The 22,104-nt window shown below is 69.4% G+C and carries 20 protein-coding genes, 1 pseudogene and 1 riboswitch; of the genes and pseudogenes, 10 read left to right on the top strand and 11 right to left on the bottom strand.

All coding sequences use genetic code 11. From position 1 onward, the window contains the following. Window positions 1-23: 23 nt before the first annotated feature. Window positions 24-2,096, bottom strand: a complete 2,073-nt coding sequence (pta, locus tag ACZ6DL_RS10370; protein ID WP_466050500.1) for a phosphate acetyltransferase — start codon at window positions 2,094-2,096, stop codon at window positions 24-26. Window positions 2,097-2,382: 286 nt separating this feature from the next. Between pta and ACZ6DL_RS10365 the strand changes: the two genes are divergently transcribed. Further along, a complete protein-coding gene (locus tag ACZ6DL_RS10365) occupies window positions 2,383-2,889 on the top strand; it encodes a nitroreductase/quinone reductase family protein (protein ID WP_062967849.1) in 507 nt (168 codons plus the stop codon). A 68-nt stretch (window positions 2,890-2,957) separates the two neighbouring features. Here the strand turns inward: ACZ6DL_RS10365 and fgd are convergent, their stop codons facing one another. Next, window positions 2,958-3,968 carry a glucose-6-phosphate dehydrogenase (coenzyme-F420) gene (gene fgd / locus ACZ6DL_RS10360; protein WP_040870708.1) on the bottom strand — a complete coding sequence of 337 codons (1,011 nt, stop codon included), beginning with the start codon at window positions 3,966-3,968 and terminating at the stop codon, window positions 2,958-2,960. Window positions 3,969-4,165: 197 nt separating this feature from the next. Here fgd and ACZ6DL_RS10355 point away from each other — a divergent pair, with 197 nt between their 5' ends. Continuing rightward, window positions 4,166-4,924 carry an HAD-IIA family hydrolase gene (locus ACZ6DL_RS10355; protein ID WP_393233148.1) on the top strand — a complete coding sequence of 253 codons (759 nt, stop codon included), beginning with the start codon at window positions 4,166-4,168 and terminating at the stop codon, window positions 4,922-4,924. Between the two features lie 117 nt (window positions 4,925-5,041). On the opposite strand, the gene ACZ6DL_RS10350 is transcribed toward ACZ6DL_RS10355, so the two are convergent. Together ACZ6DL_RS10350 and ACZ6DL_RS10345 are read right to left on the bottom strand one after the other, a co-directional pair. Next, window positions 5,042-5,491 carry a MarR family winged helix-turn-helix transcriptional regulator gene (locus tag ACZ6DL_RS10350; protein WP_466050234.1) on the bottom strand — a complete coding sequence of 150 codons (450 nt, stop codon included), beginning with the start codon at window positions 5,489-5,491 and terminating at the stop codon, window positions 5,042-5,044. A gap of 50 nt (window positions 5,492-5,541) precedes the next feature. Next, the gene (locus ACZ6DL_RS10345) at window positions 5,542-6,165 is read right to left on the bottom strand and encodes a type 1 glutamine amidotransferase family protein (protein WP_466050233.1); all 624 of its coding nucleotides are present in this window, start codon (window positions 6,163-6,165) and stop codon (window positions 5,542-5,544) included. An 88-nt stretch (window positions 6,166-6,253) separates the two neighbouring features. Between ACZ6DL_RS10345 and ACZ6DL_RS10340 the strand changes: the two genes are divergently transcribed. Both ACZ6DL_RS10340 and ACZ6DL_RS10335 read left to right on the top strand, forming a co-directional pair. Next, the gene (locus ACZ6DL_RS10340) at window positions 6,254-6,706 is read left to right on the top strand and encodes an RpiB/LacA/LacB family sugar-phosphate isomerase (protein ID WP_466050232.1); all 453 of its coding nucleotides are present in this window, start codon (window positions 6,254-6,256) and stop codon (window positions 6,704-6,706) included. 94 nt (window positions 6,707-6,800) lie between these two features. Continuing rightward, on the top strand, window positions 6,801-8,333 hold the full coding sequence (locus tag ACZ6DL_RS10335; RefSeq protein ID WP_466050231.1) for a serine/threonine-protein kinase: 1,533 nt from the start codon (window positions 6,801-6,803) through the stop codon (window positions 8,331-8,333). 23 nt (window positions 8,334-8,356) lie between these two features. On the opposite strand, the gene ACZ6DL_RS10330 is transcribed toward ACZ6DL_RS10335, so the two are convergent. The 3 genes from ACZ6DL_RS10330 to ACZ6DL_RS10320 form a co-directional block, all read right to left on the bottom strand. Beyond that, complete coding sequence (locus ACZ6DL_RS10330; protein WP_466050230.1) at window positions 8,357-9,571, bottom strand: O-succinylhomoserine sulfhydrylase; 1,215 nt, start codon at window positions 9,569-9,571, stop codon at window positions 8,357-8,359. Next, on the bottom strand, window positions 9,568-9,984 hold the full coding sequence (locus ACZ6DL_RS10325; RefSeq protein ID WP_466050229.1) for a rhodanese-like domain-containing protein: 417 nt from the start codon (window positions 9,982-9,984) through the stop codon (window positions 9,568-9,570). The genes ACZ6DL_RS10330 and ACZ6DL_RS10325 overlap by 4 nt, the downstream gene beginning before the upstream one ends. 14 nt (window positions 9,985-9,998) lie before the next feature. Beyond that, window positions 9,999-10,115: riboswitch (SAM riboswitch) on the bottom strand. A 63-nt stretch (window positions 10,116-10,178) separates the two neighbouring features. Further along, the gene (locus tag ACZ6DL_RS10320) at window positions 10,179-10,628 is read right to left on the bottom strand and encodes an Rv0361 family membrane protein (RefSeq protein WP_393232406.1); all 450 of its coding nucleotides are present in this window, start codon (window positions 10,626-10,628) and stop codon (window positions 10,179-10,181) included. Window positions 10,629-11,003: 375 nt separating this feature from the next. On the opposite strand from ACZ6DL_RS10320, the gene ACZ6DL_RS10315 reads away from it, so the two are divergent. Beyond that, window positions 11,004-12,467 carry an FAD-dependent oxidoreductase gene (locus ACZ6DL_RS10315; RefSeq protein ID WP_466050228.1) on the top strand — a complete coding sequence of 488 codons (1,464 nt, stop codon included), beginning with the start codon at window positions 11,004-11,006 and terminating at the stop codon, window positions 12,465-12,467. 85 nt (window positions 12,468-12,552) lie between these two features. Continuing rightward, the gene (locus ACZ6DL_RS10310; protein ID WP_466050227.1) at window positions 12,553-13,428 is read left to right on the top strand and encodes an amidohydrolase family protein; all 876 of its coding nucleotides are present in this window, start codon (window positions 12,553-12,555) and stop codon (window positions 13,426-13,428) included. Window positions 13,429-13,431: 3 nt separating this feature from the next. Here ACZ6DL_RS10310 and ACZ6DL_RS10305 read toward each other — a convergent pair whose 3' ends face one another. Then, complete coding sequence (locus tag ACZ6DL_RS10305) at window positions 13,432-13,929, bottom strand: DUF456 domain-containing protein (protein ID WP_466050226.1); 498 nt, start codon at window positions 13,927-13,929, stop codon at window positions 13,432-13,434. 146 nt (window positions 13,930-14,075) lie between these two features. Here ACZ6DL_RS10305 and ACZ6DL_RS10300 point away from each other — a divergent pair, with 146 nt between their 5' ends. Next, on the top strand, window positions 14,076-15,173 hold the full coding sequence (locus ACZ6DL_RS10300; RefSeq protein ID WP_357034857.1) for a CaiB/BaiF CoA transferase family protein: 1,098 nt from the start codon (window positions 14,076-14,078) through the stop codon (window positions 15,171-15,173). Window positions 15,174-15,511: 338 nt separating this feature from the next. Here ACZ6DL_RS10300 and yczR read toward each other — a convergent pair whose 3' ends face one another. After that, window positions 15,512-17,017 (bottom strand): MocR-like transcription factor YczR, encoded by a 1,506-nt coding sequence (gene yczR, locus ACZ6DL_RS10295; protein WP_466050225.1) that lies wholly within the window; start codon window positions 17,015-17,017, stop codon window positions 15,512-15,514. 30 nt (window positions 17,018-17,047) lie between these two features. On the opposite strand from yczR, the gene ACZ6DL_RS10290 reads away from it, so the two are divergent. The 3 genes from ACZ6DL_RS10290 to ACZ6DL_RS10280 all read left to right on the top strand — a co-directional run bounded on the left by ACZ6DL_RS10290 (window position 17,048) and on the right by ACZ6DL_RS10280 (window position 19,136). Continuing rightward, window positions 17,048-17,308 (top strand): hypothetical protein, encoded by a 261-nt coding sequence (locus ACZ6DL_RS10290; RefSeq protein ID WP_466050224.1) that lies wholly within the window; start codon window positions 17,048-17,050, stop codon window positions 17,306-17,308. A 216-nt stretch (window positions 17,309-17,524) separates the two neighbouring features. Further along, window positions 17,525-18,163: a methylated-DNA--[protein]-cysteine S-methyltransferase gene (locus ACZ6DL_RS10285; protein WP_466050223.1), complete on the top strand. Its 639-nt coding sequence runs from the start codon at window positions 17,525-17,527 to the stop codon at window positions 18,161-18,163. A gap of 136 nt (window positions 18,164-18,299) precedes the next feature. After that, on the top strand, window positions 18,300-19,136 hold the full coding sequence (locus tag ACZ6DL_RS10280) for an alpha/beta fold hydrolase (protein ID WP_466050222.1): 837 nt from the start codon (window positions 18,300-18,302) through the stop codon (window positions 19,134-19,136). Window positions 19,137-19,144: 8 nt separating this feature from the next. Here the strand turns inward: ACZ6DL_RS10280 and ACZ6DL_RS10275 are convergent, their stop codons facing one another. Beyond that, the gene (locus ACZ6DL_RS10275; protein ID WP_466050221.1) at window positions 19,145-19,429 is read right to left on the bottom strand and encodes a hypothetical protein; all 285 of its coding nucleotides are present in this window, start codon (window positions 19,427-19,429) and stop codon (window positions 19,145-19,147) included. Beyond that, a pseudogene (locus tag ACZ6DL_RS10270) lies at window positions 19,426-22,031 on the bottom strand (helix-turn-helix transcriptional regulator). The gene ACZ6DL_RS10275 and the pseudogene ACZ6DL_RS10270 overlap by 4 nt, the downstream one beginning before the upstream one ends. Between the last annotated feature and the right edge of the window lie 73 nt (window positions 22,032-22,104).

Raw genomic sequence — 22,104 nt, 5'->3', positions numbered from 1 at the left:
CTCCCGCATCCCGCGCTCCCGCATCAACTCTCCTGCGCCTGAATGGCGGTGATCGCCACGGTGTTGACGATGTCGGCCACCAGTGCGCCGCGCGAGAGGTCGTTGACCGGCTTGCGCAGACCTTGCAGCACCGGTCCGATCGCGATCGCTCCCGCGCTGCGCTGCACCGCCTTGTAGGTGTTGTTGCCGGTATTGAGGTCGGGAAACACGAACACCGTCGCGCGGCCGGCCACTTCGGAATCGGGCAGCTTGGCGTCGGCGACGGTCGGTTCGATGGCCGCGTCGTATTGGATCGGGCCCTCCACCGGCAGCTCCGGCGCCCGTTCACGCGCCAGCTTGGTCGCCACGCGCACCTTGTCCACGTCGGCCCCGCTGCCCGATTCGCCGGTCGAATACGACAGCATCGCCACCCGGGGTTCGATGCCGAAGCGTTCGGCGGTCGCCGCTGAGGAGATCGCGATATCGGCCAGCTGTTGTGCCGTCGGGTCCGGCACGACCGCGCAGTCACCGTAGGCGAGCACCCGGTCGGCCAGGCACATGAGGAACACGCTGGAGACGGTGGAGACCCCCTCCACCGTCTTGATGATCTCCAGCGAGGGCCGGATGGTGTGCGCGGTGGTGTGCGCCGCGCCGGAGACCATGCCGTCGGCGATCCCCTTGTACACCATCATGGTGCCGAAATACGAGATGTCGGCGACAGTTTCGCGGGCCCGCTCCACCGTCATGCCCTTGTGTCTGCGCAGTTCGGCGTACTCGGCGGCGAACTCGTCCAGGTAACCGGAGGTGCGCGGGTCGAGCACCTGCGCGGCGGAGATGTCCACCCCGAGTTCGGCGGCACGCGCGCGCACCGTCGTCTCGTCGCCCAGGATGACCAGGTCGGCGATCTTGCGCTGCAACACCCGGCCGGCGGCGCGCAGGATACGGTCGTCGTCGCCCTCGGGCAGCACGATGCGCTTGCGGTCGGCCCGTGCGCGCTCGATGAGCTGGTATTCGAACATCTGCGGCGTGACCACCGGACTGGGCGGAACATCGATGCGCCGCAACAGTTCCACGGCGTCCACGCGTTCTTCCATCAGCGCCAGCGCGGTGTCCACCTTGCGCGGGTTGCCCGCGGACATCCGCCCCCGGGTGCGGTAGGCGGCCCCTGCCGTGTCGTAGGTGCCGAGTTCGGTGGTGAGGATCGGCAGTTTGGGCTTGAGCCCGGTCATCAGCCGCGCCACCGCGGGATGCGGCAGCAGGCCACCGTTCATGATGATGCCCGACAGCGACGGAAAGCCCTCCGCTTCGTGCGCGTTCACGACACTGAGCAGCACGTCCGACCGATCGCCCGGCGCGATCACCACTACGCCCTCGACCAGCCGTTCCAGGATGTGTTCCGCCGTCATGCCGCCGACCATGATCTTCAGCGCCTCGCGGTGCAGCAATTCCGGATCGCCGCTGTACATCTCGCCGCCGATGGCGGTGCACAGCTCGGCCATGGTCGGCGCGATCAACAGCGGGACCTCGGGCAGTGTCCAGGAGGGGACGCCGAAGCCGCGCAGCGCCGCGGCCACCTCGTCCAGCCCCTGCGGGTCGCAGCGATTGGCGATGACGGCGACCAGCTGCGCGTGCTCGTGGGCCAGCTCGGCCGCGCACAGGTCGGCCAGCTGCTTCACCTCGTCCGGGGTGCGTCCGGCGCCGCGCACCACCAGCAGCACCGGTGCGCCCAGATTGACCGCGATCCTGGCGTTGAAGCGCAACTCGCTCGGGCTGGCCACATCGGTGTAGTCGCTGCCGACCACGACCACCGCGTCGCACATCTTGGCGACCTCGTGGAAGCGCAGCACGATCTCGCTGATCGCCGCGTCCGGGTCGGCGTGCACCTGCTCGTAGGTGGTGCCGATCGCCTGCGCGTAGTCGATGTCCGCCGTGCTGTGCTCGAGCAGCAGTTCGAGGATGTAGTCGGGCTCGGTGGTCGAGCGCGTGATCGGCCGGAACACGCCGACCCGCGCGGTCGTCGCACACAGCATCTGCAGCACCCCGAGGGCCACCGTCGACTTGCCGGTGTCGCCCTCGGGAGAGGCGATGTACACGGCGGATAGAGCGTTGTCGGCCATGCCGGAAAGCTTAGTGAACCGGGGGCAACCGGGCCGCGCCGCGCGACGGTGATCACTCGCCGGGCAAGCGAGCGCGGCCCGCCGCAGGGCCGGCCTGGAACACTCCAGGCCGCGAGGCCGAGCGGTAGCGAAGGGTTCAGCGGTATCGGTGGCGCCTCGCATGCCGAGCGGTGTCACCATGCCCGGCGGTGTCGGCACGCCTCGCGGTATCAGCGGCGCCTCGGTGTCAGCGCCTCGCGGTGTCAGGGGCCACCGTGGCCGGTTTCCGCCCCGCTATAGTCCGGGCATGGCTGAGCAATTTCCGGATCGGCAGTGGGGTTCGCGCACCAACCTGTTCGCCCGCGCGGCAAGCAGATTCGCGGCCACCAAGCCGGGCTCCCGGCTGGTCCGCGCCCTCACCCCGCTGGACCGGGCGGTCCTCGAGCGCACCGGCGCCAAGTACACCGTGCTCGGCCCGATCGGCGCGCCGGTCATCCTGCTCACCACCATCGGACGCAAATCCGGGCAGCCGCGCACCCAGCCGTTGCTCTACGTGCACGACGGCGACACGCTCTACGTGATCGGCAGCAACTTCGGCCAGGCACACCACCCCGCCTGGACCGCCAACCTCCTGGCCAACCCCACCGCCACGGTAGCGATAGCCGGCGAACGCATCCCCGTAACCGCCACCCCCGTCGAAGACCCCGATAAAACCCCCATCTTCCAACGCTTCGTCGACATCACCGGCGCCTACGCCGCCTACCGCTCCCGCACCACCCGCGATCTCCGCATCTTCGCCCTCCGCCGGGCATGACGCCGCGAGTGGCACACCACCGCGGCTCGGCCGAAAGGGCCTCTGGCGTGGTGTGCCACTCGTCAACGTCAGGCGAGGGCGCGCAGGCGGGGGGCGAGGTCGCGCTGGAAGAGGTCGAGGAAGCGGCGCTGGTCGTGGCCGGGGGCGTGGAAGACCAGGTGGTTGAGGCCGGCGTCGAGGTAGGGCTTGATCTGGGCGACCGCCTCGTCGGGGTCGCTCGCGACGATCCAGCGCTTGGCGATCTGTTCGATGGGCAGCGCGTCGGCGGCGGCCTCCATCTCGATCGGGTCGGTGATGCTGTGCTTCTGCTCCGCGGTGAGCGAGAGCGGGGCCCAGAACCGGGTGTTCTCCCTGGCCAGTTCGGGATCGGTGTCGTAGGACAGCTTGATCTCGATCATCCGGTCGATGACCTCCACGCTGCGTCCGGCCTTCGCGGCGCCCTCGGCGACGGCGGGCATCAACTTCTCGGTGTAGAGGTCCATGCCCTTGCCCGAGGTGCAGATGAAGCCGTCGCCCGCGCGTCCGGCGTACCGCGCGACCAACGGGCCCCCCGCGGCGATGTAGATCGGGATGCCGCCCTTGGGCACGTCGTAGATGGAGGCGCCGACGGTCTTGTAGTACTCGCCGTCGTAGTCGACGCGGTCGCCGGTCCACAGTGCGCGCATCAGATCGACCGCCTCGCGCAGCCGCGCGAAACGCTCCTTGAACTCTGGCCATTCGCCGGTGTATCCGGTGGCGATCTCGTTGAGCGCCTCACCGGTGCCGACCCCCAGCATGACGCGATCCGGGTACAGGCAGCCCAAGGTGGCGAAGGACTGCGCGATCACCGCGGGGTTGTAGCGGAAGGTCGGGGTGAGCACCGAGGTGCCGAGCTGGATGCGCTGGGTGCGCTCGCCGACCGCGGCCAACCAGGCCAGCGAGAAGGGTGCGTGCCCGCCTTTGTGCCGCCAGGGCTGGAAATGGTCGCTCACCGTGGCGCTGTCCAAGCCGTGTTGCTCGGCCAGCACCGCGATCTCGACGAGTTCACGGGGGCCGAACTGCTCCGCCGATGCCTTGTATCCGAGCTTGAGTCCGCTCATCTGCCACGCTCCTCGCGTTTCGTTTCGCCGCCATCGCGATCCGTTCTCGACAGTAGTCAACGCTGCCGCCTCCGCGCCGACGGCCTGGCGCGGATGATCCGCACCGCCTGCCGGTCGTGGCCGTTCCGGTCGCGGGGCGATAGCGGATAATGGCCCGCGTGACCGCAGACGAGCCGATCCTGTCCTACTTGACCGATATGGACGGCGTGCTGGTGCACGAGGACCATCTGATCCCGGGCGCCGACAAGTTCCTCGCCGAACTGCGCGCCAACGACACCCCGTTCCTGGTGCTGACCAACAACTCGATCCGCACGCCGCGCGATCTACAGGCGCGGCTGCGGCACACCGGGCTCGACATCCCGGAAGAAGCGATCTGGACCTCCGCGCTGGCCACCGCCACCTTCCTGAACGAACAGCGGCCCAACGGCACCGCGTACGTGGTGGGCGAATCCGGGCTCACCACCGCCTTGCACGAGATCGGCTACGTGCTGACCGACAGCGATCCCGACTACGTCGTGCTCGGCGAGACCCGCACGTACTCCTTCGAGGCGATCACCACCGCGATCCGGCTGGTCGAGCGCGGCGCCCGCTTCATCGCGACCAATCCGGACCCGACCGGTCCGTCCCGGGACGGCTCGCTGCCCGCGACCGGCTCGGTGGCCGCGCTGATCACCCGCGCCACCGGCCGCGACCCGTACTACGTCGGCAAGCCGAACCCGCTGATGATGCGCTCCGCGCTGCGTCGCATCGGCGCCCATTCCCAGTCGACGGTGATGATCGGCGACCGGATGGACACCGACGTCATCTCCGGCCTGGAGGCGGGCATGCGCACCATCCTCGTCACTTCCGGCATCTCCACCCGTGGGTCCTTCGAAGCCTTCCCCTACCGCCCCACGATGGTGGTGGACTCCGTCGCCGACCTGATCGGGAAGACCGGGTCCCCGTTCACCGAATGAGAGGGTGCGTCCGGGGCAGACGACGCACACTGCCGGAGGGCGCCCCGGGGCCTCGGCGGGCGGACCCCCGGAGATCGCCGCGAGCGCGCCGAACGCAATCGCCGATGACTGCCGCAGTCAGTCGCCGTCCGTGGTGATCGCGTCCACGGCGGCGGACAACGCGGTGAGAGCCTCGACAGTGCGCGCGAGTTGCTCGTAGCCGAGCTCGTCCACGAGCCGTTCGGCCATCACCTTGTGCCGCGGGTTGATGCGGCGTACCGCGGCCAGCCCCGCCTCGGTGACGGCGACGAGTTTCGCGCGGCGGTGCGCGGGATTGGGTCGATATTCGGCGAGTCCCTTGTCCACCAACAGATCCGCGATGCGCTGGACGCTCTGCCGGGTGATGCCCATTTCGCGGGCGATGCCCGCGACAGGCAGCGGCCCGCGCGTCACCGCACCGAGCACCTGCCACCAAGCGGCGGTCAGACCCGCCGGGCGGGCCAGTTCCTCGGCAACCGCGAGGAATTGACCGTTCAGGCGGAACGACGTGATCGCCGCCGTGGCGAACAACTCCTGTTCAGGGGTCATGCGGCACCTCCCGATGTCGGCGATCCGGCCGGATCACCGGCAATTCTCGCTTACGCGTGCTGCGCGTCGTACTCCGCGAGCACCGCCCAGCCGCCGGGATCGGCGTGTGCGAACAACCGGTACCAGCCGTCCAGCACGTGCGGCTCGTACACGCCGAGCCTGCCGAGCACCTCGCGCGCGAATTCGAACGGCGCGCTCGCACTGGCGGTGATCACGTCACCGTCGGTGACGGCCGGGGCCTCGACATAGTGGTCCGCGCCCGAATAGCCGCTGTAGCGCAGGAATTCCGCGACATTGCTGGTGTGCTCGCGGTTGTCGAGCAGGCCGGCCTTGGCCAGGCCGAACGTCGCGCCGCAGATCGCGGCGACCGGCACGCCCGCGTCGACGAATTCGCGCGCCTTGTGCGTGAACGGGTCCAGTTCCGACCCTTCCCAGGTCTCCGCCCCCGGCAGGATCAGCATCGCGCTGTCGGCGGGCGTGAGATCGGCGAGCGCGACGTCCGGCACGATGCGCATGCCGCCCATGGTGGTGATCGGCTCCGCGCTCGGGCCGACCGTCTTCACCTGCCATGTCCCCGGCTCCCGGTGCCAGCTCGGCTTGTTGATGTGCGCGGTGGCCGCGCCCACCTCCCAATCGGCGAGTGTGTCGTAAACGGCCATGTGCACTGTCTTCATAGGCATGACAGTATGCTGTCATATATGACAGCATACTGTCAATGACGAAGAGCGACTCTCTCGATGAACCGGCAACTACGCTGGGAGCATGCGAATCTCGGTGGCGGCGGACGAGCGGGTCGGAGTGGCCCAGGAGCTGATCGACGAGTTGGACAAGCGCGGCCACGAGATCGTGCCGCACGGCGCGCTGTGCGATACCGAACGCGACGACTGGGCATGGGCCAGCGAGGCGGCGGCCCGGGACGTCGCTTCCGGCGAGGCAGACCAGGCGATCGTCTGCTGCTGGACCGGCACCGGCGCCTCGATCGCGGCCAACAAGGTCCCCGGCGTGCGCGCCGCGCTCTGCGCCGACGCTTCGACCGCGGCGGGCGCCCGCACCTGGAACGATGCCAACGTCCTCGCCCTGAGCCTGCGTTCGACCTCCAGCGCCGAACTCCGGGAGATCCTCGACGCCTGGTTCACCACCGAACCGAGTTCGTCCCCGGACGACCAGGCGAACATCACCCATCTCGCCGACATCGAACGCGCCGCCGACGCCTGAGGAAGCCCGTGCACTCCGTGCGGCCATGGCGTCGAGAGCGAGTGCGCGGCCTCCCGCCCGCGACGGCGACGAAACCCGGCGATACGGTCGAGGCATGTCCGTGCAGAGCGCCGGTGGCACGTTCGGGAACTATTCCCTCGAGCGCTTGCTGGGCCGTGGCGGCATGGGTGAGGTGTGGCTGGCGCACGACAGCGCCGGGCAGGCCGTCGCAGTGAAGGTGCTGTCCGCGGCGTATACCGCCGATTCACTCTATCGGCAGCGTTTCGAGCGGGAGGCGCGGCTGGGAACCCGTGCCCGCAACCCGCACATCGTGCCCATCCACGCGTTCGGCGAGGTCGACGGTCATCTGTTCCTGGAGATGGCCTACATCGAAGGCGTCGACCTCGGCACGCGGCTGAGATCGGGCGCGTTGCGGCCGGATCGGGCCGTGGACGTCATCGCCCAGGCCGCCGAGGCGCTGGATGCCGCCCACGCGGCCGGACTCGTGCACCGCGATGTGAAGCCGGGCAATATCCTCCTGCACACCAGCGGTTTCGTGTATCTGATCGACTTCGGTATCGCCCGCGCCGCCGACGGCACCGCGCTCACCGCCACCGGGCTGGTGGTCGGCACGCTCGGCTACATGGCGCCGGAGCGATTCACCGGCGCCGCCGTCGATGCCAGGTCCGATGTCTATTCGCTGGCCTGCGTGCTCTACGAGTCCTTGACCGGAAAGCCGCCCTATGGTGCGGGCGATCCGGCACAGCAGATGCGGGCCCACCTCATGACCGAACCGCCGCGCGCCTCGCTGGCCGCCCGTGACGTCCCGCCCGCACTCGACGCCGTCATCGCCCGGGGAATGGCCAAAGAGCCGGACGCGCGCTACCGCAGCGCGGGGCAATTCGCCGCGGCGGCGTCGGCGGCCCTTATGCGGTCCGCGTCCGCGCGACCGACCCCGCCGGTCGCACCGGCTCCGGCACCGGCAGGCCGTACGTCCACCCGGATCATGACTTCCGCCATCCCGGCGCGGCCGACGCCCGAGGCCGGTTCACCTACTCCGGCCGGGCAACTCGCTCGCCGACGCGAGCGCCGGTGGCTGCCCGTCGCCGCCGGGGCGGTGCTCGTCGCGGTGGCAGCGCTGTGGCTTTTCGGCGGCATCGATATGGGGTCCGCACCCGTCGCGGGCCCGACAACCACCGTGGCCGCCACGCCGGCCGATACTTCGCTGCCACCGAGCGACGGGCCACCCGGGCCGGGTCCCGCGGTGCGCGACGGTGACCTCGCTTTCGCCGTGATCGATGTGCGCGCCGCCGACCCGGCGAACACCGGCGATTCCCACACGGTCGTGACGCTGACGGTCACCAATGTGTCCGGCGACGAACAAGTTCTCGCCGTCGCCGATCAACGGCTGGTCACCACTGGCGGCCGCTCCGTCGCACCCGACGCGGCGGTCACCGCGGAACTCAATTCGCCCGGCGAGGACTTCACGCGCATCGCCAGTGGCCGCGTCAGCACCGTCCGGCTGGCCTTCGACCTGCCCGGCAAGAACAAGAACGGCAAGAAGAACGGCAAGAAGAACGAGGCACCGAGTCATCTGGTCCTGCACGGCGCACCGTCGTCACCCGGCGTCACCGTGCCGATCGGCTGACCGATCGCGCGACGGTTCGCGGCTCAGGAGAGAGCGGTGTCCAAATCGTCGAGGAGGTCTTCGACGTCTTCCAGGCCTACCGAGATACGCACGACGCCGTCGGTCAGGCCGATGGTGGCCCGGCCTTCGGGCCCCATGGCGCGGTGGGTCGTGGTGGCCGGGTGCGTGATCAGGGTCTTCGCGTCACCGAGGTTGTTGGAGATGTCGACGATGCGCAACCGGTTGAGGACTTCGAAAGCGCGCTTCTTCGCCTCGTTCTCGGGTGCGCTCAGCTCGAAGGTGATCACGGTGCCGCCCGCGCTCATCTGACCGGTGGCCAGCGCGTACTGCGGATGAGATTCCAGGAACGGGTACCGCACCCAGCTGACCGCCGGATTGTTCTCCAGGAAGCGGGCGATGCGCAGGGCGGACTCCGCCGAGTGGCGCACCCGCAGCGGCATCGTCTCCAGGCCCTTGAGCAGGGTCCACGCGTTGAACGGGCTCAGCGCCGGGCCGGTATGGCGCATCAGCGTTTTCACCGGGCCGTCGATGTAGTCCCGGGCGCCGAGGATCGCGCCGCCGAGCACGCGGCCCTGCCCATCGATGTGCTTGGTGCCCGAGTAGACCACCACGTCGGCGCCGAGTTCGAAGCCACGTTGCAGCAGCGGAGTGGCGAATACGTTGTCGAGCACCACTTTCGCGCCCGCCGCGTGCGCCAGCTCGGTCACCCGGCGCACGTCGACCAAGGTCTGCATCGGATTGGCGGGCGTCTCGAAGAACACCGCCTGGGTCGGCACCGACAGCGCCTGCTCCCACTGATCGAGATCCTCGCCGTCGACGAAGACGGTCTCCACGCCCCAGCGCGGCAGGATCTCGTTGCACACCACGAAGCACGAGCCGAACAGGCTGCGCGCGGCGACGAGCCGGTCACCCGCCTTCAGCAGCGCGCCCAGCGCGGTGAACACCGCGGACATGCCGCTGGCGGTGGCGAAGCACGCCTCGGCGCCGTCGATCAGGCGCATCCGCTCCTCGAACATGGCCACCGTGGGGTTGCCGTAGCGGGAGTACACGAAGTGCTCGACCTCGCCGGTGAACGCGGCCTCGGCGGCCTCGGCGCTCTCGTAGACGAAGCCGGAGGTCAGATAGAGCGCTTCGGCGGTTTCCTCGAAACCGGAGCGCCGCAGCCCGCCGCGCACGCCCAGCGTCGCGGGACCGACGCCGTCGGGCAGCGGCTTGTCGAACGCGCCGCCGGTGATCACGACTGCCGCCAGGGCAATCCGAGGGCACGCCAGCCCGCGCCGCCGCGATGCCCGAATTCGTCGAGCGGGCCTTCGAAGCCCTCGAGCACGTTGTAGGAGGTGCGGTAACCCGCCGAGGTGGCGGCGATCGCCGCACCGATCGAACGCTGACCGGAGCGACAGAGGAAGACGACGGGAGCCTCGGGATCGTGGCCGTCGAGCGCTTGCTTCAACTGCTCGACGAACGTCTCGTTGCGCGCGCCCGTGGAATCGACCCACTCGACCAGCACGGTCGGCCGTTCGATCGAACTGGTGTCGGGGACGCCGACGAACTTCCACTCCGCTTCCGTCCGCACGTCCACGAGGACGGCCTCGGGATCGTCCCGCAGCAGCTCCCAAGCCTGCTGTGGGGTGATGTCACCGGCATAACTCATGTGCACCTCCTGCGAATCCGCACTTGCCGCGCCCGGGACCAGGGCGCCGCCAGGTCGTCACCCGGAGCACCCCACCGCGGAGGAGGGTTGCCGACCAGTAATGCCGGGGCTTGACACTGGTTCTCATGACCTTCGACTGAGATTGCACCGACCCGGGTCACCCTGTCAAACGGTGGCGCACACTGCGCGAACGCTCAGGTGCAGACCAGCCACTTACCGCCGGATCGGGTGAGATTCCAGGTCGAGGTCCGCTCCTGCCCGTCCACCTTCGTGGTGACGGTCGCCTTCCCTCGGTCGCCGTCCATGATCGGACTGTCGATTTTCGTGATCTCGACCAGCTTTCCGGCGCCGTCCTGCCCCGCCAGCGGCGAGCGGGTCGCATCGAAACCCTGGCACGCGGTGCCGGGCGGCGGCACGGCGTCGCTGCGGTTGGAGCCGTCGACGAAGTTGCGGACGGCCGCCGCGATGCGGTCGGCTTCTGTGACATTTTTCTCAGCGGGCGACAGCACGCCGCCGAGCACGATCGCGATCAGCACGATCGCCGCGACCACCGCGGCCGCGATGAACGGGGCCGCCGAGCGCTTGTCGGTCTGATCGACCCGGATGATCTCGTCCTCGCCCGGGGTCGGCTGCTGTTCGGTCATGGCTCGATGATCCCTGGTCGGCGCGGGTATCGAGCGCTCGGCCCCCGGCTGCGGACCGGGGTGGCGCCGACCGGGTCCTGGCGTCCGCGATAGGCCTCGCGCGAGCGGGTAAGCGACGATTGTGGCTTTCGACGGCATCCGCCGAGTTCACGCACCGACGCGGGGTGGCATCGGCCATCCCGATAGAATCGCGGGACGGCGGCCTGCTGTCATAGCGAATCGGCAGCTCCACGCCGCGGCGAACGGAGCACCGTGCAGCCACTAGCCGGCAACGCAGGCGTGCGCCCCGAGGGCGCGACCGAGCCGGTGCGTCAACTTAGCCTAAGCTAAGCCAGACGTCATTAATTGTTTCGACCGTAAGGTGCGCGTAAAGAGATGACCGAACAGAGTGCAGTAGAGGATGGCGGTGTTCGCGAGCCCTCCGTGGTGACGCAGGCTTCCTCCGCCGGGCCTGACGCGCACACCGCGAGGACCCGCCCGCTCCGCATCGCGATCGTGGGCGCCGGACCGGCCGGGATCTACGCCGCCGACGCATTGATGAAGTCCGATGCCGACGTGAGCATCGACCTGTACGAGCGCATGCCCGCGCCGTTCGGGTTGATCCGCTACGGCGTCGCGCCGGACCACCCGCGAATCAAGGGCATCATCACCGCCCTGCACAAGGTGCTGGACAAGCCGCAGGTGCGCCTGCTGGGCAATATCGACTACGGCACCGACATCACGCTGGACGACCTGCGGGCCTTCTACGACGCGGTGATCTTCTCCACCGGCGCCAATGCCGACCGCGCCCTGCCCATCCCGGGCATCGATCTCGACGGATCTTTCGGCGCCGCCGACTTCGTCTCCTGGTACGACGGCCACCCCGACGTCCCCCGCACCTGGCCGCTGGACGCGGAGAAGGTCGCCGTCCTCGGCGTCGGCAACGTCGCTCTCGACGTGGCCCGCGTGCTGGCCAAGACCGGCGACGAGCTGCTGCCCACCGAGATCCCGCCGAACGTCTACAAGGGCCTCAAGGCCAACAAGGCCGTCGAGGTGCACGTCTTCGGCCGCCGCGGGCCCGCCCAGGCCAAATTCACCCCGCTGGAACTGCGCGAGCTCGACCACTCCCCCACCATCGAGGTGATCGTCGACCCCGAGGACATCGACTACGACGAAGGCTCCGAAGCCGCGCGCAGGCATTCCAAGCAGGTCGACATGGTCGCCAACACGCTCGAGCAGTGGGCCATCCGCGACGCCGGTGACCGGCCGCACAAGCTGTTCCTGCACTTCTTCGAATCCCCCGCCGAGGTGCTCGGCGAGAACGGCAAGGTCGTCGGCCTGCGCACCGAGCGCACCCAGCTCGACGGCACCGGCAACGTCAAGGGCACCGGCGTGTTCAAGGACTGGGACGTGCAGGCGATCTATCGCGCCGTCGGCTACCTGTCGCAGAACCTGACCCAGCTGCCGTTCGACGACCAAGCGGGCACCGTGCCGAACGAAGCGGGTCGCGTGATCGCCGACGAGAACGCCGACGGCGCCGCGCGCTACATGCCCGCGACCTACGTCACCGGCTGGATCAAGCGCGGCCCGGTCGGCCTGATCGGCCACACCAAGGGCGACGCCAACGAGACCATCGCCTGCCTGCTGGACGACGCTCCCGGCTTCACCCCGGCGCAGCGCCCCGAACCCGAGGCCGTCACCGAATTCCTCGAAAGCAAGGGCATCCCGTTCACCACCTGGGCCGGCTGGTACCGCCTCGACGCACACGAACGCTCCCTCGGCGAGCCCGAAGGCCGCGAGCGCGTCAAGGTCGTCGAGCGCGAGGACATGCTGCGCGCCAGCGAACCGCACAAGGTCTGATCACCCGGGCTGCGACCGACTCCGCTGCCACAACGACACCCCAGCTGTGGCAGCGGAAAACTCGACCCTGAGGCATTCTGTACAAGTGTTCGATGCCCACCTGCACATCTTCGACCCGCGATTTCCGCTGGCCGAGAACGAGGGCTACCTGCCCGACCCGTTCACCATCGCCGATTACCGCAAGCGCATGTCGCGCTTCGACGTCGCGGGCGGCGCGGTGGTCAGCGGGTCGTTCCAGGGCACGGACCAGACCTATCTGAAGGCCGCCCTCGCCGAACTCGGCGAGGGCTGGGTCGGCGTCACCCGGCTCGACTTGGACGCCACCGACGAGGAAATCCTCGAACTGGACCGCATCGGCGTGCGCGCGCTGCGGTTCAATCTCAAGCGGGCGGCGGCCGACATCACCGGAATGACGTTGCAGGCGTTGCGCGCGCACGAACTGGCCGGCTGGCACGTCGAGGTCTACATCGACGGCACGATGCTGGCGTCACTGCAACCGGTCATCTCCAAGCTGCCCGCGCTGTCGGTCGACCATCTGGGCATGTCCGCGGAGGGGCTGCCCTTCCTGCTGGATCTCGTCGACCGCGGAGCCAAGGTCAAGGCGACCGGTTTCGGCCGGGTCGCGATGAACGTGGCCGACACGCTGCGCCGCGTCCACGCGGTGAATCCCGAAGCCCTCATGTTCGGCACCGACCTGCCCGGCACCAGGGCCGGACGCCCGTTCCGTGACTCGGACGTGGATCTGCTCTGCGACGTGGTGGGCACCGACATGTACGCGGTGCTGGAGGACAACGCGCGCGCGTTCTACCGGCTGCCGGCCCGCGAGCGCGTGGTCAGCGACGATCCGGCCCCCACGCTGCCGCTGTACCGCCCGGAACCGCCGACCCTCCGGCTGCGCCGCGACGAACTCCCGGAAAACCGAGCGGGCGACACGATTCCGTTTCCCGCCATCGATCGGTAGCGCTCAGACGGCGAAGACACCGACGAGCCAGACCCCGGTGGCCAGCAAGGCGCCGAAGAGCTCGATCAGAATGGACAGGCCGACGCCCTTCAACGCGTGCACCGTCGCCTGCCACGCCTCCCGGTTGACCCGCAGCCGCTGGAGTTCCGAAAGATACACGCCGAGAACGAAACCCACGAACAGGCCGATCACCGGGATCACGAAGAAACCGATGATGCCGAGGACCGCGCCGAGGAAGACCGCCCGGCCCGCCACGCCCGCGTCCTTCATCTTGCGTCCGGGCCAGGTGTATTTGACGACGCCGGAAAGCACCAGCAACAACGCGCTGATCGCGAAAATCGTCCACGCCGTCGCGCCACCGGTGAGGAAGGCCCAGACGGCGATGGCCGCGAAGATCAGGATGACGCCCGGCAGGATCGGCACGACGACCCCGACGAGGCCGACCAGAATCGCGAGGCCGGCGAGAAGGTTGTACCACCCCTGATCAGACAGCGCTTCCACACATGCAGCCTAGAGCGGCGCACAGCCGCGGGCGAGCCGTAGCAGCGCGGCGTTATTGTCATACTGTCAATACACCCCTCCCGGTCGCGTCCGGGAGGACGCACCGGTCACCGGTGTGCTGGATCAACGACGAACCGAGGTAGGGCGTGAGCACTCCATCCACCGCCAAGCAGGGCCCGCTCGCGGGCATCAAGGTCATCGAGCTGGCCGGCATCGGCCCCGGTCCGCACGCCGCGCTGCTGCTCGCCGATCTGGGCGCCGACGTGGTGCGGGTGCAGCGCGCGGGTCAGCTGCCGGGCGGATTCGACCGTCCGCAGCTGCGCGGCCGGACCATCGTCGAGGCCAACCTCAAGGATCCCGCCGACATCGAGAAGGTGCTCGGCCTCGTCGAGAAGGCGGATGTGCTGATCGAGGGCTTCCGCCCCGGCGTCACCGAGCGGATGGGCCTGGGTCCGGACGACGCGCTGGCCCGCAACCCGCGCTTGGTCTACGGACGGATGACCGGCTGGGGCCAGGAGGGCCCGCTGGCCGACCGCGCGGGACACGACATCAACTACATCTCCATCACCGGCGTGCTGCACGCCATCGGCCGCAAGGGCGAACGCCCGGTCCCGCCGCTGAACATGGTGGGCGATTTCGGCGGCGGCTCGATGTTCCTGGTGTTCGGCATCCTCGCCGCGCTGGTCGAGCGGCAGCAGTCCGGTAAGGGCCAGGTGATCGACGCGGCCATGGTCGATGGCGCCCTTGCCCTTTCGCACATGATCTGGGGGATGCGCGGCGCGGGCGCCTGGTCCGACGAGCGCGGCGTGAACCTGCTCGACACCGGAATGTCGTTCTACGACACCTACGAGACCTCCGACGGCAAGTACATGGCGGTCGGGGCGATCGAACCGCAGTTCTACGCCCAGTTGCTCGCCGGCCTGGAGATCGACGCGGACGGCTTGCCCTTCCAGCTCGACCCCGCCGGGCAGGACACGCTGAAAAAGCTGTTCACCGAACGTTTCCGGACCAAGACCCGGGACGAGTGGTCCGAGATCTTCACCGGCACCGACGCGTGCGTCTCGCCCGTGCTCACCTTCGAGGAGGCGACGCGCAACGAGCACATCGCGGCCCGCGGCTCGTTGCTGGAGCTGGACGCCATCACCCAGCACGCCCCCGCCCCGCGATTCTCCCGCACTCCCAACGGGATTCCGACCCCGCCGCCCACCACCGCGACGCCGATCGAGTCGGTCTGGGCAGACTGAGCACCCGGCGGGGTGCCGTGGCGTGTCGCCCGGCACTCCGTCCTGCTGCGGGTAATTGAAAATTTCAACATACCAACCGGTTCGACAGTTTGGCACCGGGCCTGCCATACTGTCCGCGAGCAGGTGGCTTTCGAGGACAGCGAACTTTCCCCGGCATCATCCGGTCCGCTCCTTGACCACCGCTCGAGTTGGAGGCCGAGGCACCGCGCGAGCTTCCGCGCGCCGCCCGAGCACGACCACGGCCAGTCCCGAGGGGTGACCGGCCACTCGTGCCCGGCGGCGCTCGGAGGGGAGTGCCGGCGGCGGCCCCCTCCCCGGGCCAGAACAGCGAAAACCCCTCAGTAGCAGGTCAACGGCGTCAGTGGGTCCACGGCGCGAGGCGTCAGCGCGGCATAGGCGGACGCGATCGCCTTGACCGCCAAGCGCAATTCGGGCTCCCGGTGGGTGAACGGCAGCCGCAGGAACCGCTCGAACGCGCCCTGTACGCCGAATCGAGGCCCGGCCGCGAGCAATACGCCGTGGTTGGGCGCCGTGGCGGCGAGCGCGGTGGAGACCGAGGTCGGCAGCTGCGCCCACACCGACATGCCGCCCGCGCCGACGGTGACGCGCCAGTCCGGCAGTTCCTCGGCGAGCGTGTCGAGCAGAGCGGCACGCTGCGAACGCAACTGGTCGCGGCGGCGGTCGAGAATCACGTCCGCGTGCTCGAGCAGGTGCACGGTGGCCAGCTGGTCCATGACGGGGGTACCGAGGTCGACGGTGGAGCGGATGCCGAGGAGCTTGGTGATCAGCGTCTGATTGGTCCGTATCCAGCCGACCCGCAGACCGCCCCAGAACGATTTCGAGGCCGAGCCGATGGTGATGATCTCGGAGCCTTTGGCGAAGGCGGCGACCGGCGGCGGTGCGATGTCCGCGCCGAGGCCGAGATCGGCCATGGATTCGTCGATCACGACGGTCATCCTGGTATCCCTGGCGATGGCGGCCAGTTCGGCGCGGCCGTCGGCGCCCAGCAGCAAGCCGGTCGGGTTGTTGTAGTCCGGCACCAGGTAGGCCAGGCTCGCCGCGGTCTGCCGGGCGGCACTGCGAATTCCGTCGAGATCCCAGCCGCCCGCCGGATCCTCCGGCCGTAGCGGCACCGGCACCGGCCGGGCGCCGACGTCGCGGATCGCCTCGATGGCGTTCGGATAGGTCGGGTGATCGATGAGCACGCGGGCGGCGGGCGCGGTCAGCACGTTCAGCAGCAGGCGCAGGCCGTGCTGGGCGCCGAGGGTGACCAGGATCTGGTCGGGTTCGGTCGGCAGCCCGCGCGCGGTGTAGCGGCGGGCGATCGCCTCCCGCAGCGCAAGCACGCCGACCGGGTCCATGCCGTGCGTGCCGAGGTAGGCCGGAATCCCTTCCAGGGCAGCGGAATACGCGTCCTGCATCTCCAGCGGGGCGGCCATCGCGGCATAGGTCATGTCGATGGTCGGCAGTTCGGGCGAGGCCATCATCGCCAGGATGCTCCTGGCCGGTTTGACGCCGTCGTGCTGCACGTCCCGGGGCAGGGCAACCGTGCTGCGCGAGCCCTGGCGGCTGATCAGGTAGCCGTGCTCGCGCAGCAGCGCGTAGGTGGAGGTGATGGTGGTGCGGCTGACCCCGAGGGTGGCAGCGAGATCACGTTCGCTGGGCAAGGCGACACCCAGCGGTGCGCGACCGTCGTGGATCAGCAGCCGGATGCCTTCGGCGAGGGCCAGGTAGGCCGGACGGGTGGAGCGCCGCCCGGCCGGATCCGGATCACCGTCGTGCGCGTGCCGCCAACGGCCCAGATCGCGGGCCAGGCTGCCCGCGCCGATCACTCTCGTCGCCATGCGGTCCAGTATCGGCCGATTGGATATTCCTTGGCAAGGCCAGTAGCGCGCACGCTGGCGGACATGACCGCCCTCGCCACCCTGTTCCTGGTCGCCCTGTCCGGCTACCTGATCCACCGCTTCGCGCCGAGACGCGACGAGCGCGCCTTCCGTCTCGAGCGCTTCCACCCGGGCACGCCGATGTCCGACCACACCCCTTCACACTACGATCACCAGCGGCGATACTCTGATCTCGCCGCGATACACGGCCGAGGGGATGTGCCGGATCCGGGCTTGTCCAGCGGCGCGTAATCCTCGCGAACCCACTCGGGGCCGCCTGCTCCGAGGTACGGAAGAGCGCTACGAAAAGCCATGGCGCCTGCACCAGGCCAGTGCGGCTGCCGCCAGCGTCCTGGCGAGATCGCTTCACCGCCCGCACCCGGCTCGGCTGCGACACTGCAAAGGCCAGTTCTGAATAACTGGACTGCTAATTGCCTATTTGTCGGTCCCACGGTGCAGACTTGGCTCATGAGTGACGCCACGAGCCTCGCCGCCGATCGTGCGGCGGCCGAGGCCATCGGTTCGGCCACGGAGCCCCGGATCCCGGTCCGTCCCGCGCCGGCCCACCGAGCCGTGGCGGCGCTGTTCGACACCGCGATCGGCTGCTGCGCGATCGCGTGGAGCGATGCGGGTGTGATCCGATTCCAGCTCCCGGAGGCGAGCCCGGCGGCCACCCGGGCGCGCATCACCCGCGCGCACGCGGGCGAGAAGCTCCACGAAGAGCCACCCAGCGGCGCGATCGCCGAGGCCATCGCGGGTATCCGCGCCCACCTCTCGGGCGAACTCGGCGACCTGCGTTGGATCGCCGTGGACGCCAGCGGGATCCCGGAGTTCCACCGCGCCGTCTACGCCGTCACGCGCGCCATCGACCCCGGTCGCACCCTCAGCTACGGCCAGGTCGCCGACCGCGTCGGCGCGCCCGGCGCCGCACAGGCGGTCGGACAGGCATTGGGCCGCAACCCGATTCCTCTGATCATCCCGTGCCACCGCGTACTCGCCGCCGACCACGCCCTGCACGGCTTCTCCGCCCCCGGCGGCATCGACACCAAGCAGCGCCTGCTGACCATCGAGCGCACACCGGGATTCGGCGAACCCACGTTGTTCTGAGCAACCCAGCGGCCGCTGTTCCAGCCGCTCGAAGTCCCGGGGACCCCACGCTCCGATGAATTCGTGGTGCTCGCTTCGTCCGTATGAGCGAAGCATCGGCGGAACTCGCCCCGCAGGGAATGAAAGTGAGCAAACCATGGAGACTGTGACCTCGGCCGACGGCACCGTGATCGCGTTCGACCGGCACGTCGGCGGCGAGAACGGCGTCGTGATCCTGATCGGTGGCGCCTTCGGTTTCCGCGGATTCCCCAAGATGGTCCAGTTGGCCGCGGCACTCGCCGAGCAGCACCGTCTGACCGTGATCAACTATGACCGACGTGGCCGCGGCGACAGCACGGACTCGCCCGGCGTCTACGAGGTCGACCGGGAGATCGATGACATCGCCGCGTTGGTCGAGGCGGCGGGTGGTGCGGCGGCGTTGTTCGGCTGGTCCTCGGGCGCCACGCTCGCGCTACGAGCCGCCGAGTCCGGTCGGGTGAAGGGCATCACGAAGGTTGTCGCATTCGAGCCGCCTTTCGTGGTCGACCGCGAGGGGTTCGTGCCGCAGGCCGACCTGGAAATGCGCCTGCGCGAACTGATCGCCGCAGACCGACGCGGGGACACCGTGCGGTTCTACATGACCAAGGCTATGGGGATGCCGCGTGTCATGGTGGCGGCCATGCGCCTCACCCCCTTCTGGAAGGGCCTGCGCGCCACCGCACCGTCCACCGCGCACGACTGGGCGGTGATGCGCGAGTTCATGCGCGGTGAGCCGCTGCGGACCGAGGACTGGTCCCGGGTCGGCGTTCCCACCCTGGTCATCGCGGGCGGCAAGAGCAACGCGTTGCTCCGCAAAGGAGCCCGCGCCATCGCCGCGGTACTTCCCGACGCCGTATTCCAGGAGATTCCCCGGCTCAGCCACAACCCGGACATCAGGCTGCTCGCCCCCGTCGCCGGTTCGTTCCTCACCGGCGTCGATCAGCACGCCGAGTAGCGGGCGGCTCAGTCGATGGGGTGCGCACGGAAGAAGTCGCAGGCCTCCCCGGTGATGTAGCCGTCCGCGCAGCCGAAATAGGTTTGAATACAGGCGTTTGTCGAGCAACCGAGTTCGATCAGCTTCTGCCGGATCCTGGCGTTGCGCTCCTGAGGCGTCTCGGTCTTCGGCGCCACCGTCGCCGAGGAGCGCACCGAACTGGTGACCGGTTGCGGTTGCCCGTCCGAACACCCGGCGGCCAGGACGATTCCGGCTGCCAGCGCGCAGATCACCGCGACCGATCGCCAGGTCATCCTCCGCTCCCTGACTCCCCGCGCATCAACGCTCCGAGCGACTCGCGATCGGTGACGTCCATCTTGATGCAGGCCCGGTAGAGGTGGCCCTCCACGGTGCGCACCGACACCGTGAGCCGGTCGGCGATCTGCCGGTTGGACAGACCCGCCGCGACGAGATTCGCGATCTCGCGTTCCCGCGCGGTCAAGGGCAAGGGCTGCGCCGCCTGCCGCAGAGCCGGGGTGCTCGCTCCGCCGCAGGCGGCGGCCAGGCGGTTGGCCATGGCGGCGGACTCCAGCAACCTGCGCCGATCCCCGGAACGCTCATGGGCCGACGCGGCCTGCGCCGCGGCGTCGGCGGCCGACAGCAGCACGCCGAGACGCTCGAATTCGGCTGCCGCCGCATCCAGCCCGGGTCCGTCGTGGGCGGCGAGCGCCACCGCGTGCCGCGCCTGCGTCTGCACCAGCCGCCCTTCCACCCGGACGGCCAGCTCCGCCAGTCGTCCGGACACCGAATGGTCGCCGAAGCGGGCCGCGGCGTGCAGTGCCATGGCCTCGATCGCGTGCTGATGCGAGTGTGCGGCCGCGTCGGCGGCGCCCACCGCGATCCGGATGGCCGGGGTCACGGTTCCTTCGGCGGCGGCCAGCCACGCGCGGGCCACTTCCAGCTGCGGTTCGTACACCGCGCTGTGCCTTCCGCCCCTGGCGGTGGCATGCGCGATCGACTCGGCGGCCTCGGCGGCGCGCCCGAGCGCCGAATACGCCTCCGCCAGACGGATTCGCGCGGGGAACATCCACGCGGCGGCGCCCTCCGCGGCCAGTGCGGCCAGCGCCTGTTCCAGATTGTCGATGCCGTCCAGGAACCGCCCCTGCGCCACATCGACGGTGCCCTGCAGGATCTTCGACATGCCCCAGGCCAGATACTGCCCCGGCGAGGAGTAGCCGACGAACGACCCGGCACGGCGTCGCGCGGCGTCCAGATCGCCGGTGAAGGTCAGGGCGAGCACCTCGGCGTGCGTGGACATGAAGCGGTTGAGCCCGTCGATGTGCTCTTCCACCTCGTGCCCGCGGGCCGCGTACTGCCTGGCCGCTTCCCCCCTGCCCATCAACGCCAGCGCCAGGCCGCCGCCGAAGGCCGCCCACCACACCGCCCACGGCGGTGCGTCATCGGCGGACATCACCGTTTCCGCCTCGGCGATCGCGTCGTCGACCCGGTTCTCGTTGACCAGGCTCGCGGAGGCCAGCCCGGTGAAGATGGCCGCGATCTTCGGATGCCGCACCTTCCCGCGCACCAGCTTCAGCACCTCGTCGGCGCGGTCGGCATCGCCCATGGCCCACAACAGGTTCGCCACCCGGGTGCTGCCCCAGCGGGCCAGCTGCACCTCGTCGAGCTGGTCGGGGTCGAAGCTGGCCAGGGTGCGCTCGGCCTCGATCCGGTGGCCCTGCCAGAGCAGGGCCCGCGCCAGCAGGTCGGCGGCCTCCACGCCGCCGCGCCGCTCCACCGCGGCGCGGGCGAAGCGCTCGCCCAGCGGCAGATTCGCCAATCCGATCGCGTCGGCCGCGGCCGCCTCGAACAATTCCAGATCCGCGGATTTGTCACTGTCCAGCGCCAATTCGGCCAGCCGGATACGGTCGGCGGCGGAATTGATCCGGCGCTCCTTCAGCGACGAATACAACCTGCCGCGCAGCCGCCGCGCCGAGGCGATGCCCAGCCTGCGCCGGATCACCTCGCCGAACAGCGGATGGTTGTAGCGGACGATCAGATCCCGGGAATTCTCCACGACCCGGATCACCCCGCGCGTTTCGGCGGCTTCCACCGCGTCCTCGCCCGCCAGTTCCGCGAGGACGTCGAGATCGATCGGCTCACAGAAGGTCAGCAGTTCCAGCACCCGCAGCACCGGCTCGGGCAGTTGCTCCACCCGATCCTCCAGCAGCGCGGCCAGCTCCGAGGTCACCGCGGCGCGGCCGCGCAACTGCCACACCCCGTTGACCTGACGCAGCGTGCCCGCCTCCAAAGCGCCCTCGACCAATGCCGCAGGAACAAAGCGTTTCCGGCGGAGGACTCCCACATCAGATTGGCGGTGAACCCCTCGAGCTGCCCGCCGAGCATCGACTCCACCAGCTCGACGCTCTGGCGCTGGGTGAACGGGCGCAGGTCGATGCGCGTCAGGTGGCCGTCTTTCCACAGCGAGGTGACCGCGTCCGGCACCGGAACGCCGCTGCGCACGGTCACCACGATGTGCGCGGCTTTGTCGATGGCCAGCTGGAGCAGCAGGGTGGCGGAGAGCTGATCGAGCAGATGCGCGTCGTCCACGCCGATCACGGTGTCCCCGTCGGCGAGCAACGCCTCGCGTGCCGCCGACATGAAGGTGACCGGATCGTGCGCCGTGTAGACGCCGACCATGTGCGCGAAGACCCCCAGGGGAATGCTGCGCGCCGATTCGGTGCCCGCCACCCAGCGGACATTGCCGCCCATCGCGGACGTGGCATGCCTGGCCAGGGTGGTCTTACCCACCCCCGCGTCGCCGGTCAGCACCACACCGACGTGCTCCGAACCGGTCAGCGCCGCGCGGATCGCCTCGAATTCGCTTTCGCGCTCGATCATCGGCCAGTTCCGAGCCATGCTCTAACTGTAGTTCTTCACCGATCATGATCGAAGCCGGGCGACCACGATAGCCGGGGTGAATTTCTGGTGA

The organism is Nocardia sp. NPDC041819 (genome assembly GCF_055590505.1).
Note: the sequence above shows the minus strand (reverse complement) of the source record. Positions and strands in the feature narration are given on the sequence as shown.